Origin of the sequence: Flavobacterium johnsoniae UW101 (assembly GCF_000016645.1) — a bacterium.
Lineage (GTDB): Bacteria > Bacteroidota > Bacteroidia > Flavobacteriales > Flavobacteriaceae > Flavobacterium > Flavobacterium johnsoniae.
Genome location: NC_009441.1, coordinates 5,388,333 through 5,400,501, shown reverse-complemented (window position 1 = coordinate 5,400,501; position 12,169 = coordinate 5,388,333). Strand labels below are relative to the sequence as shown.

Annotated in this window: 10 protein-coding genes; 3 read left to right on the top strand and 7 right to left on the bottom strand. The window is 37.5% G+C overall.

Features of this window, described 5'->3' with window-relative positions; translation table 11 throughout:
* Nucleotides 1–342: 342 nt before the first annotated feature.
* From FJOH_RS23140 to FJOH_RS23130, 3 genes are all read left to right on the top strand, one after another.
* Nucleotides 343–621: a hypothetical protein gene (locus FJOH_RS23140; protein WP_012026444.1), complete on the top strand. Its 279-nt coding sequence runs from the start codon at nt 343–345 to the stop codon at nt 619–621.
* A gap of 1 nt (nt 622) precedes the next feature.
* Nucleotides 623–1,366: a zeta toxin family protein gene (locus tag FJOH_RS23135; protein WP_012026443.1), complete on the top strand. Its 744-nt coding sequence runs from the start codon at nt 623–625 to the stop codon at nt 1,364–1,366.
* A gap of 767 nt (nt 1,367–2,133) precedes the next feature.
* A complete protein-coding gene (locus FJOH_RS23130; RefSeq protein WP_235023044.1) occupies nt 2,134–4,398 on the top strand; it encodes a helicase-related protein in 2,265 nt (754 codons plus the stop codon).
* A gap of 235 nt (nt 4,399–4,633) precedes the next feature.
* Here FJOH_RS23130 and FJOH_RS23125 read toward each other — a convergent pair whose 3' ends face one another.
* From FJOH_RS23125 to FJOH_RS23095, 7 genes are all read right to left on the bottom strand, one after another.
* Nucleotides 4,634–7,150 carry a cation-translocating P-type ATPase gene (locus FJOH_RS23125; RefSeq protein WP_012026441.1) on the bottom strand — a complete coding sequence of 839 codons (2,517 nt, stop codon included), beginning with the start codon at nt 7,148–7,150 and terminating at the stop codon, nt 4,634–4,636.
* A 153-nt stretch (nt 7,151–7,303) separates the two neighbouring features.
* The gene (locus FJOH_RS23120) at nt 7,304–8,146 is read right to left on the bottom strand and encodes an RteC domain-containing protein (RefSeq protein WP_012026440.1); all 843 of its coding nucleotides are present in this window, start codon (nt 8,144–8,146) and stop codon (nt 7,304–7,306) included.
* Between the two features lie 88 nt (nt 8,147–8,234).
* Nucleotides 8,235–8,837 carry an HD domain-containing protein gene (locus FJOH_RS23115; protein ID WP_012026439.1) on the bottom strand — a complete coding sequence of 201 codons (603 nt, stop codon included), beginning with the start codon at nt 8,835–8,837 and terminating at the stop codon, nt 8,235–8,237.
* A gap of 78 nt (nt 8,838–8,915) precedes the next feature.
* Nucleotides 8,916–9,605 (bottom strand): VIT1/CCC1 transporter family protein, encoded by a 690-nt coding sequence (locus FJOH_RS23110; RefSeq protein ID WP_012026438.1) that lies wholly within the window; start codon nt 9,603–9,605, stop codon nt 8,916–8,918.
* 32 nt (nt 9,606–9,637) lie between these two features.
* Entirely contained in the window at nt 9,638–10,213 is a 576-nt protein-coding gene (locus tag FJOH_RS23105; RefSeq protein ID WP_012026437.1) for a cytochrome b/b6 domain-containing protein, read from the bottom strand.
* 3 nt (nt 10,214–10,216) lie between these two features.
* Entirely contained in the window at nt 10,217–10,972 is a 756-nt protein-coding gene (locus FJOH_RS23100; RefSeq protein WP_012026436.1) for a phosphatase PAP2 family protein, read from the bottom strand.
* A 1-nt stretch (nt 10,973) separates the two neighbouring features.
* On the bottom strand, nt 10,974–12,152 hold the full coding sequence (locus tag FJOH_RS23095; RefSeq protein ID WP_012026435.1) for a DUF3570 domain-containing protein: 1,179 nt from the start codon (nt 12,150–12,152) through the stop codon (nt 10,974–10,976).
* Between the last annotated feature and the right edge of the window lie 17 nt (nt 12,153–12,169).

Genomic DNA, 12,169 nt, shown 5'->3' with positions numbered 1-12,169 from the left:
AATATTATCCTTTTTTTGTAGTACAAATATATTAAAAATATGTGATTCTAAACTCCTTTAATCAATCGTTTAAAAATCCCAAGTAACATTGATCTGAATTTTATGAAGTACGAAAGAAGTCTCATTTTAATGTCAAAATTTATAATGATTGATTTCTACAGTCAATCTTAACTTTTAGTTGCAAAAAAGGTATCCACTCAGTGGTATTAACTATCAAAAATAGCTGCTATAAGAATCTCATAGATAGAATATCAATAGTAATGAATATTATCATGAATCAAATGACTAGCGGTAACTTGTAATACTTGGCAAAATTTTGTATTTTTGAACAAAGTTGAATTTATGAAAAAGATAAGAAAACATATTGGTGCTAATAATAATTCACGAAGAAAAGTGTTTTTATCATCTAAGGAGGACACTGTTTTATTAGACTCTGCAAAAATTGCTTCATCTAAAGCTGTTAGAAGTTCAATAGCTTTGGGAATAACCTTTAAAGTTATACGTGATCATGAAATAATTGCAATTAATCCCGATAAGACGATAAAAGTAATAAGAAAAATATCAAAACCTACTATTGACATATCATCTTTAAAAAAAGGAATGATTTTAGAAAGAAAGTAGTATGTCTCAAACAAGATTAAGAATATTTGCAGGCCCAAACGGCTCAGGAAAAAGCACTCTGTTTGATTCTTTTTCAAAAAAATACAATTCGGGAGTGTTTCTTAACGCTGATTTAATTGAAAAAGAATTAGCAAGTAACGGATTTATTGATTTAACTGAATATAATTTAAATTTAACGCAAGCTGATTTAGACGAATTTTTAAAAACAGAAAGAGCAGTTTCGTTAATAAAAAAATCTATTGAAGATAATCATAAAATAGATTTTTCTTTAAAAGAAAATGTAATAGTTGATGTAGATAAGGAAACTCACAGTTATGAGGGCGCCCTAATAAGTGCTTTTTTAAGACATCATTTGCAGGAAAGCAGAATTGATTTTTGCTTTGAAACAGTAATGAGCCATCCTTCAAAAATTGAAGAGATAAAGGAAGCAAAACAAAAGGGCTATAAAACATATTTATATTTTATTTGTATTGATGATCCAGAAGTAAATGTTTCTCGAGTTGAAAATAGAGTAAGCAAAGGAGGACATAATGTTGCTCCAGAAAAAATTTCCAGTAGATATTATAATACATTGAGTAATCTGCTTCCCATGATTGAAAATGTGGATAAATGTTATCTATTTGATAATTCAAGTGAAGAATATAAATTGATTGCAAAAATTTCAGAAAATAAGTTATCATTGGAAATTGGACCTTCTGAACTCCCTAATTGGTTCATTGATTATGTACTTAAATATTACATATAAATAAAATTCGATAGCCGCGAAGTTTTTTACATTTTCCTTCTAATCGTATAACTGACATACAAACGAGCATAGTATGAAAAACTAATTGTGCCGACCGGCACAATTAGAAAATAAAAACGAAAGAAACTTTGAAGAAAATAATCTTCGGTGAATAATGCAATTTCCAGATCATGAAATTGTCGTGACATTGAAACGACAATTAATTAGTTCTTTCTTCTTAGCGGTATTACCCATCAGATTGTGCAAGTACCGCTTGCACAAATTGATAAGTATTGCCATATCAGTTTGCTAACCAAAATAATAAATACAGTTGAATGAGTATTTTTTAACGTACATGCTGCCAAAGATTGATGGGGTTAGATGTAATTGTTTTTTAGATTCTTCATTATAAGGTTATGGGAAATTTTGAAAATCAATCTATGCAGTTTTTTAGTGCATTGCTTATATAACATATATCTATTTCTCTCGACACTGTTGAGAGTTTTGTATTGCTCTAAGTATTTTAAGTTCAAATAGAAGAATAATTACTTACAATTTAATTTAAAGTTTGTATTAATAATATGATCTAAAAGTTAATATATATTCTAAATAAATTTTATTTATCTGAGTAAATTGTGTCTACACATACTTGTGATTTCCGTAGATAAAATTAAAATGGAGATAAACGCTGCCTAAGCTTTTAGTCGCAAAAAAGGTAGCAACTCCACGATTGGGATTGTGTGATACTGACACACGACCAATTCGGGATGATACCGCAATCGCCAGAAATGCAAAAGGAAATTCTCCAAATTGAGTTAGACAGCGTAGAACGAAACCTCGATGCGTTGCAATCGCGAGGAAAAGAGGTTACAAGAGGGATGCTTGCCGGAGTAATCAAGCGGAAAGAAAATCTCGAAGTAAAATTAAAAACCCTGCAACACGATATTGAAAACCGCAAAGATGATGTAGTGGACTTTAAGATGATGGGCATTGACCATTTGTTCGTAGATGAAAGCCACCAATTCAAAAATCTGATGTTCAACACAAGGCATACAAGGGTTGCGGGATTGGGAAACGTGGACGGAAGCCTAAAAGCAATGAACCTGCTCTTTGCAATCCGCACCATTCAGGAACGTATTAATGCAGATATGGGAGCAACCTTTCTTTCGGGTACAACTATCAGCAACTCATTAACCGAACTGTACCTGCTGTTCAAATACCTGCGACCAAGAGCAATGGAAAAACAAGGCATTCATTCTTTTGATGCGTGGGCAGCCATCTATGCAAGGAAAACGACCGATTATGAATTTTCGGTTGCCAATAACATTGTAGCAAAAGAACGCTTCCGCTACTTTATCAAGGTGCCGGAATTGGCTCAATTCTATTCTGAAATTACAGATTACAGAACGGCAAAAGATATAGGTATTGACCGACCGAATAAGAATGAGATATTGTATAATATTCCGCCCACTCCAGACCAGTCTGCATTTATTCAAAAATTGATGGATTTTGCAAAAACGGGAAATGCCGAGTTGCTCGGAAGACCACCGTTGTCGCAAAGCGAAGAAAAGGCGAAGATGCTCATCGCTACGGATTACGCCCGCAAAATGTCACTCGATATGCGGATGGTAAATGGAAAATATGAAGACCATCCCGATAGCAAAGCTTCGCATTGTGCTGCAACTATTGCTAAATATTACAACCAATACAATGCACAGAAAGGAACGCAGTTCGTTTTTTCCGATTTGGGAACTTACAAACCAAACGAATGGAATGTTTATTCAGAAATCAGACGCAAACTTGTGGAAGACCACGGCATCCCTGCACACGAAGTCCGTTTTATACAGGAAGCCAAAAATGACAAGCAGCGTAAGGAGCTTATCAAAGGAATGAACGAGGGTAAAATACGTGTGCTGTTCGGTTCTACAAGTATGTTGGGGACAGGTGTGAACGCACAAAAAAGAGCCGTTGCCGTTCATCATTTAGATACACCGTGGCGACCGAGCGACCTTGCCCAAAGGGACGGTCGGGCTGTTCGTAAAGGCAATGAGATTGCCAAGTTCTTTGCCGATAACAAAGTAGATGTGATCATCTATGCCGTAGAAAAATCATTGGATAGCTACAAGTTCAACCTGTTGTATAATAAACAGCTATTTATAGACCAATTAAAAAATAACAATCTCGGCAAACGAACGATTGACGAAGGCAGTATGGACGAAAAATCGGGAATGAATTTTTCGGAATATGTGGCTATCCTATCAGGAAATACCGACCTTTTGGATAAAGCCAAATTAGAAAAACAGATTGCCGGACTGGAAAGCGAAAAACAGGCGTTCAACCGTTCCAAGTTCAGTGCCAAATACAAGCTGCAAGACTTTACGGAATTGCTCGAAAGTGCACAATCCCGTTTTAACCGAATGACAACCGATTGGGGAAATTTAAAGCAACGCATACAAAAGCGTTCTGACGGTACTATTGCAAACCCTGTTCTGCTGGACGGCTTGCCGCTCAATGCGGATATAAAACAAATCGGTGCAAAGCTCAACCAGCTTGCGGACAAAGCCCGCACCGGGGGGCAGTATGAAGAAATCGGTACGTTGTACGGATTTACGCTGTTGGTAAAAACCGAAATGTCCGAAAAAGAGGGCGTGGATATTCGTGTAAACCGATTTTTGGTGCAGGGCGAGGGCAATATCAAATACACCTACAACAACGGTTTAATCGCTAAAGATGAAAAGCTGGCGGCTACGAACTTCCTTAATGCACTGGAGAAGTTGCCAGGCTATATACAGCAGGAGCAAAAGAAAATTGCGGAAATACAAAAGGATTTACCTGTTCTTCAGGAAGTGGTAAACGGTACGTGGTCTAAAGAAAGTCGATTGGGCGAACTCAAAACGGAACTGGCTGCCGTTGAACGAAAGATACAGTTGTCTATCACGCCTGACCCCAAAGAGGAACCTGCGGAACAAACCGAAAAACAAAAAGAAACTTCAAATATTTCGGAGAGTATTGTAAGGACAAAAGGTATTCATTTACCCCGTGGGGTTTTATAAGAAAGTCATTCCCTGTCACCCTGCTCGTCCATTTTCTTGAAAGCCCGTCACTCATGGAATTTTGTCCTATTGGTTTTCCTGTTCCGCAATTCAAGGTATGTAGGATAAAAGTCACCGCAGCAGCAGTTTCAATTTGGTTAGTACTGTTTTGAGCTTGGTAAATTTATAAAAAAATGAGCATCGCTTTAATCCTTATCTAATGCAGAATGTTATACCGGATATGTACCTTTCACTATCACATAAGGGTTGATTTTTTCATTCTTCTAAACAATTTATAAATTTCAAACCACAAAACTGAAACCGCCGCTACCGATAATGTCATCCCTAACTCCTGTAAGTCCAATCCGGTTACGTGAAAGAAATTTGTAGCAGGTGCAATATACAGTATGGCAAAAAGTAATACCAAAGTTAGACCGGTAATAACCGGGAAGAGGGGATTCTTATTCTTGAAGCTGTCAAACACACTGTAAGAGAAGGAACGGTTCACGAGGCTCAACAATATATTTGCGATAATCAGTGTGGTAAAAACCATTGCCCTTGTTTTTTCTTCGCTGCCACCATTCAGAACAGACCATTGATAGGCAAATAATACGCCTGCTGTGATTACTAACCCCTGTATGATACTGATGGCCAACTCACGCAAATTCAAAAAGGTATCGATCATTGCTCTGGGCGGTTGTTGCATCATATTTTTCTCCATCGGTTCGTTTTCATACACAATGGAGCAGGTAGGTCCCATCACCAATTCCAGAAAGATAACGTGTACAGGTGTAAATATCTGTGGAAATATCCAGCCCAAAAATAAAGGCAAAGATACCGTCAGTATAATTGGTATATGGATAGAAATGATGTACTGTATAGCTTTTTTGATATTGGCATAAATCCTTCTTCCGGCAGCAATACCTATAACTAATTTTTCAAGGTCGTCATTGGTTATCACCAAAGATGCGGCTGCTTTTGCAATTTCTGTTCCTTTGTTGCCCATTGCCACGCCTATATAAGCTGCTTTAAGAGCAGGGCCGTCATTTACACCATCGCCCAGCATCGCCACCACTTCACCTTTCTTTTTCAGTGCATTCACCACGCTAAGTTTAGCTTCGGGAAACATCCGGGTAAATAAAACGGTGCGTTCAGCCACCGGTATTAATGCTTCTTCCGAGTAAGCCGCCACATCGGTTCCGTTCAGGACTTCAGCGGTATTGACGATGCCTGCCTGGGAGGCGATGCTGCGTGTTGTATCAGCATTATCTCCCGTGATTACCTTCACCTTGATGCCTGCTTCATAAATATGACGGAATACTTCCCGTATCCCTTCCTTCGGAGGATCATAGAACACAACCAATCCCAAAAATTCAAATTCAAAATCCTGTTGTCTTTCCGGAAAATCATTGCCTTCAAAACCGGATTTGGCTACTCCCAACACCCGGTATCCCTGCTGCCCGAACTCCCTGATAAGGCCTCTGATTTTATCCTTTTCGGTATCCGAGAGCGTAGCGACAGCAAGAATAGCTTCGGGAGCTCCTTTGGCAGCTATAATTCTTTCTTTTTCTGAATTTCCGAAAAGATGCGTCATCATAGGTGGTTTACCTTCCAATGGATATTCGTGGAACATCTGGTAATCTTTTCTTACATCGTCTCTTTGTGTCTGTTCATACACCTGGTGAAGCGTTTTTTCCATCGGGTCAAACGGAACGGGTTCGCTACTCCACATCGCATAGTCTATCAATGCTGCCAGTTCGGGGTTGGCAAATTCTTTTTCATCAAAAGTTTTGTCAGATCGGTAATCATACAACTGTTTAAGCTGCATAGAGTTTTCGGTAATAGTACCTGTTTTATCGGTACAGATAACCGTGGTACTGCCTAACGTTTCTACGATACTGCTTCTTTTTATGATGATGCCCTCCCGCATCAGCTTCCAGGCACCCAAAGCCATAAACGTGGTGAATGCAACGGGAATTTCTTCGGGAAGGACAGACATCGCCATGGTAAGACCGTTCAACAGACTGTCAACAAGATTACCCGTCCGTATGAAACTGAACATCCAAACCATTAGAAAAATGAGGATACCGGCAACAGCCATCCATTTTACAAATTTCCGTATCTGAACCTGCAATGGTGAAATTTCTTCTTTTATCGTCAGGATAGATTCGCCGATCTTGCCGATTTGCGTTTGTTTTCCAATCTGTTCTACTTCAAAGACCGCCAATCCCGAAACGGCAATCGTTCCGCTAAAAATTTTATTATTCCCCGGATCACTGTTTTTGAATACAGAAAAACTCTCACCGGTTAATGATGCTTCATTGACTGAAAAGTCATTACTGTGGACAATCCGCCCGTCGGCATTGATGATCCTTCCTTCTTCCGTAATGCACAAATCGCCTATGACAATATCATGCGTAGCTATTTTGACCACTTCCGAATTTCTGATTACCGTGCTCAGCGGTTCATTCAGCTTTTCTAATTCCGCCAGTGCTTTTTTGCTGCGGTTGTCCTGATAAAAGGAAATAGCAGATACGGCAATAATGGCCAGAAACATAAACAGTGCTTCGCCATAATCGCCTACGATCACATAGATAATTGAAATAGCAAAGAGCAGGATTAGCATTGGCTCTTTCAATATGTTGATCAACATATCCAGCAGGGAATTTTTGCCAATTGCCTCCATCCGGTTGTAGCCATACCGCTCCCGGGAAACCTTTACCTCGTTTACCGTCAGCCCTTTTAGATGATTGGGTATATTATAAGTTGTCATATTTTTAAAATTATTGTTTATTAAATAGTATCGGCATTAAGAGCTATTCTTGATAACAGCTTTCACGAACGCAGAGAAAGTAAGTTGGTAAAACATTTAATATATTAATAGTTAAAATACAATAAGTATCTTTTATTGCAATTAAAATCAATTCTATTTTTCTTCTTGATCATCCATTCTCCGTAACAGTCCTTCTTTTAGAGTATCAATAAATTTGGTTCGGTTAGTTTTTCTATTGCGAAGTTCTAAAAAGGTATGGTAAAAATCTCCCAAATCAACATTGAATGTCTGCTCAAAATAAGTCGCAATTACTTTGATGTCTATGGTTCCATTACCAAAAACCCCTTGAGTGTGTAATGCGTAAATTAATTCAATCAGTGCTGTTTTACTTGCTGTCCACACTAACGTAGATTTGATTTTTTCCGCACTTTTCAGTGTGCTGTATCTAATATTATTAGAAAGATTATCCTCCAAATAAACCTGTATTAAGTCGTTCGCAATAATTTTGGCGACCTTATAGTCATGGGATGTTGAAAAACTATGATCAGATTCAAAATAGTAAGTATCCAAACTTAACTTAATATCATACTTCCCACGAACGAAATATTTGTGGTCAAGATAAGTGCTGTTGGTTCGATAATACTTATAGAATTCAAGATTATTATCAAAAAATCTTTTAAGATTAAATAACTCGTTGTTTAAATGTGTTTCAATTACCTTTTCACCACCATAGGGCTTTTTGGTTTCTATCTTGTAGATAGAATTATAATAAATTAGTTTAGAAAGTACATTAGGCTTCAAATGTTTGAAAAAATGGATTTCTTCCTCAATGTCTTTAAAACCACGTTTTAATACAACTTGTTTTAATTTAGCTATTTTGTCTATAGTTAAGCCAATAGCTTTTTCGCATAATGCTAAAGAGCCATTAAATTCGATAGATAACTCATTAATCTCGTCATCTAAATCTCTAATTATGTTTTTACAAAAATCGTTCATTTAAAAAGGTAGTATGATATGGCTATTCTTTAAAGGATTTTCCTTGCACTAAACCATAAATATTCAATAATAAAATTGTTTTGGATTCTCAAAAAGACTTTATCAAGCCTTCCAGGTATTCTATATTGGCTTTCTTTCCGGTTAACAGCCTATCTTTGCAATATGCTGTATAAAAACAGTGTTTGTTGAGAAAGTCCAATGACTTCTGTAATTTATCTGGAATTATGTGCCCTGATCGTTGTTCTGTTTCTTTCCATACAAGTTCATCCATTTGACGGAAATCTTTGGTTCCTAAATGGTACACATCCGAATCCCGTAAAATATCTTCGATTAAATTGGTTGGTTTTGTATTTGCCTCTGTTGCCATAATCGCTTTGTTTATTGCCAGTATAATACTGGCATCAATTTTCTGGCTACGTAAAAATTGTTCCATAATAAATGCTCCTCTTTTTTCATGGCCATCCATTGGCCCAAATAATTGACCGGTATCGTGGAACCATGCTGCCGCCAACAAAACAAATCTTTCCATATTTTTCAAACGATAGAAATCTGCCATTTCAGCTGCATTTTTAACAACAGCCTTTGTGTGTTCCAGATTATGATAGCATAGTTCAGCGGTAGTCTTTGAATCAAATAGGCTTACTACATACTCCGCTATTCTTTTTAAATAATTTTGCTTTGATATATCCATTGTATCAATATTTATTAAATTGACAATTACATTGGGATTAAAACCTAAATATTCTTTTGATTTTGCCGTTCATCATTGTTAGGAAATATTTACGCCAAATACATACCCAACAATTGCCGTTATTACCATTGCAATAGTCCCCCAGAAGCAAATTCTAACTATTGCGACCCCTATATTGGAGCCTCCTGTTTTGGCAGCAATAGCCCCCAAAATCATTAAGAAAATAATCGAAAAACCATATTGGTAATACACCATATTTTTTTCTGGAGCAAAAATGGAGACCATCATTGGCAACGCTGCTCCGGAAAGAAAAGAGAAAAACGATGCTACTGAAGCCTGAAAAGGTTTTGCTACAGTAATCTCGTTTATTCCTAATTCGTCTTTTGTATGTGCTTCCAGTGCATTGTGATCTGTAAGTTCTTTCGCCACGAGCATTGCTGTTTCTTTGCTTACACCTCTTTTTTCATAAATTTTTGCCAATTCGTGGAGTTCAATTTCAGGCATTTTTTCTAACTCTTTCTTCTCCCTGTTTATATCCGATTTTTCTGTATCAGCTTGTGAGCTTACAGAAACATATTCTCCTGCGGCCATCGACATTGCTCCTGCGATGGTTCCCGCCAAAGCCGCCAAAATTATAGCATGTCGGCTGGGATCTGCGGCAGCAACTCCGATTACAATACTTGTGGTGGAAAGCAATCCGTCATTAGCTCCTAAAACAGCAGCTCTTAACCAACCCACTCTGTTTACATAATGTTTTTCCAATTCCATTTTTATAATTATTTATATAGTTTATATTATTTTTATTCTCCACCTACCATCTTAGATACTATTCCTTTTTTATTTGTCAGTTCACCAATTACGATTCCGCCAAAATGCAATAAAATGAATATCGGAAACCAATAAATGGCCCACTTATGTACAGCTTCCATCGGTTCTTTCCATTGACCGTCCACCCATTTCAGGTAAAATCCTGTAACAATAGAAACGGCGATGAACAGATAAAAAATTATATAAATAAATCCTTGCATTCTTTCCTTTACTGATTGGGATTTCTTCAACGGATCAGGAAATTTAATTCCCTTTACAAGCATATAAATTATCCTTACTAGGAATGCCAGAAACATAATGTAGGCAGCATATTCATGCCATTCCCACATCGGTTTCTGAATGCTTTTTACGATAGGTATTATCTGTCCCTTTTCAAGTGAAATGTTGTGGCTTTGCATCTCGGTTTCAACCGTATCTATAATTGTTTTTTTGCTCATCCAGTACATCCGTAAAAATCCGGTAATAAATAAAATAGACATTAATAGTGCAACAGACCAGTGTAAAATCCGGTGAATTACTGTAAACTGATTTTTGTTTTCCATTTTCATATTTTAAAATGTTTTAATGATTGCTAATCCAAATTGTTTTGTTTGATAAGTGGGTAGTATAACCAGTGATGCCTGATTCTTTTTATTGGCAAACCATTTTGAAATGGTCGGAAACAACCAATACGCCACTTCTGTCGATAGAATGCCAATGCCTGCTCCGGCAATTACGTCGCCAACCCAATGTTTGTCATTAAAAATCCGGTAGATGCCTGTCATGGCAGCAATCGGATAGCCGGAAATACCCAACCAAAAATTGGTTTCATTATATTCCCTGAACATAAAATGTGCGGATGAAAAAGCCGTTGCTGTATGTCCGGAAGGGAAGGAAGTCTTACTGGAACCATCCGGACGTTCCTCGCCAACCAACTGTTTGGTGGGCAAAACCATTGCCGCTGATATGAGTTGGGAGGTTGCATATATGATTGTTCTGTCCTTAAAATTATGTTTTCCTTTTACCCCCGACAGATTGAGTCCATAGACTGCAATAGCAGGAGCATACTGCATGTAGTTGTCAATCTTAGCACCAGGCAAAATATGTTCCTTGCTCTCGTGACGGGTAGATTGGTTAAGTGTTTTCAAACCATCTGACATTAGACTTAAAACACCATAAGAAACCAAAATTGTGGGAATGATGAGCTTCTTAGTGGAAAACTGATAAGCAGGATTGGTTGTTTTAGACAAAATGCTGCTATCTGCTTCTATGTTTTGAGAAAAAAGCAAGGTTGGAAATAGAAGAAATATTAAGAAAACACGCTTCATTTTATTTAAACTTAAGGTTCAACGAAATGATATCACCCTTCATACCGGTTGTTTTTGTATAATGCCCATAGCGTATTTCAATCATATTGAATTTTGAGATTCCTAATAATCCGTTGGGAAGATTGAACCTGGCCCCCATACCAAAGAACTGGCTGTTAAATCCGGACAGATCATAATTGCTGGTATAAAACCCGTTGGATTCGTTATGTGTTTGGTAGGCACCGAAATACTTTACCGCTGTCTGGGTATAATACCTGTAGAAAGGACTGAGGGAAACAAAAGGGGATAATTTTACCGGTGTTTCTATATTGAAAGTATGTGAATTTATACCCCAATTATCTGTATAATAGCGGTAATAGGTTCGGATAATGAACCGGTCACCCAAGAAATAATTGGCACGGAAACCCAAAGGAAGCTTGAACCGGTTATCAGGAAGTTTTTCCTGATGTACACTTCCATCCGAAAAATGTACACGGTGAAACGGAAGGCTCAATAGTCCGTTTTGCTGAACGGCATCTACAAGAAATACGAGCTGTAAATTGGCATTGATAATCTGCGAATAAGAAAGTGATGCGGCAAAAGTATTCCGGCTATCAGTTCCATTATCTTCAGTTGTTCCATTGCGCAGTTCTACTGGAGCGATAAGTTTTACCTGATCGATATACGCATGAAGATTGGCTGTTAATTCTCCCATTTTATTGGTTGTTTTTTTGGAGAAACCAATATTTGCCCCAAAAGATTGATAGTCATATTCGGTGGAAGAAGACACACCTGCCATAAAACTGTTTCCCTTTTCTTCATTTTCTACCTGCCAGCTCAAGGAAGGATAAACTCGAATGTCCTGACTGGATGCTGAGGAATTGGCCTTGAGGTCTATCATATCCGAAGAGGCAGAAGTATAGTGGTCTATGCCCAATTCTGCCCCAAAAGTGTGTTTGCGTTTTTTCTTGTCATATCGGATGAGTTTCACATTGATTATATTGGAAATATCGGTCAGCTTTTCTGTTCCGATACCTCCCGTTACCGCAGAATTGTTCCCATCCTGTTTGTAATAACTGGACACTAAATTCACTTCATCAACTTTTAATTTTCCGACCGATGCAGAATCTGTTTTTATTTGCTGTGCCTGGATTTGATAAAAACTAAAAAGTCCTAATGCACTAATATATATTCTTTTCATTTTTCATTGTTTGGGTT

Excerpts from the sequence above, each read along its gene's own strand:
- FJOH_RS23140 (WP_012026444.1), top strand. The coding sequence starts at position 343 with ATGAAAAAGATAAGAAAACATATTGGTGCTAATAATAATTCACGAAGA.
- FJOH_RS23135 (WP_012026443.1), top strand. The coding sequence starts at position 623 with ATGTCTCAAACAAGATTAAGAATATTTGCAGGCCCAAACGGCTCAGGA.
- FJOH_RS23130 (WP_235023044.1), top strand. The coding sequence starts at position 2,134 with ATGCAAAAGGAAATTCTCCAAATTGAGTTAGACAGCGTAGAACGAAAC.
- FJOH_RS23125 (WP_012026441.1), bottom strand. The coding sequence starts at position 7,150 with ATGACAACTTATAATATACCCAATCATCTAAAAGGGCTGACGGTAAAC.
- FJOH_RS23120 (WP_012026440.1), bottom strand. The coding sequence starts at position 8,146 with ATGAACGATTTTTGTAAAAACATAATTAGAGATTTAGATGACGAGATT.
- FJOH_RS23115 (WP_012026439.1), bottom strand. The coding sequence starts at position 8,837 with ATGGATATATCAAAGCAAAATTATTTAAAAAGAATAGCGGAGTATGTA.
- FJOH_RS23110 (WP_012026438.1), bottom strand. The coding sequence starts at position 9,605 with ATGGAATTGGAAAAACATTATGTAAACAGAGTGGGTTGGTTAAGAGCT.
- FJOH_RS23105 (WP_012026437.1), bottom strand. The coding sequence starts at position 10,213 with ATGAAAATGGAAAACAAAAATCAGTTTACAGTAATTCACCGGATTTTA.
- FJOH_RS23100 (WP_012026436.1), bottom strand. The coding sequence starts at position 10,972 with ATGAAGCGTGTTTTCTTAATATTTCTTCTATTTCCAACCTTGCTTTTT.
- FJOH_RS23095 (WP_012026435.1), bottom strand. The coding sequence starts at position 12,152 with ATGAAAAGAATATATATTAGTGCATTAGGACTTTTTAGTTTTTATCAA.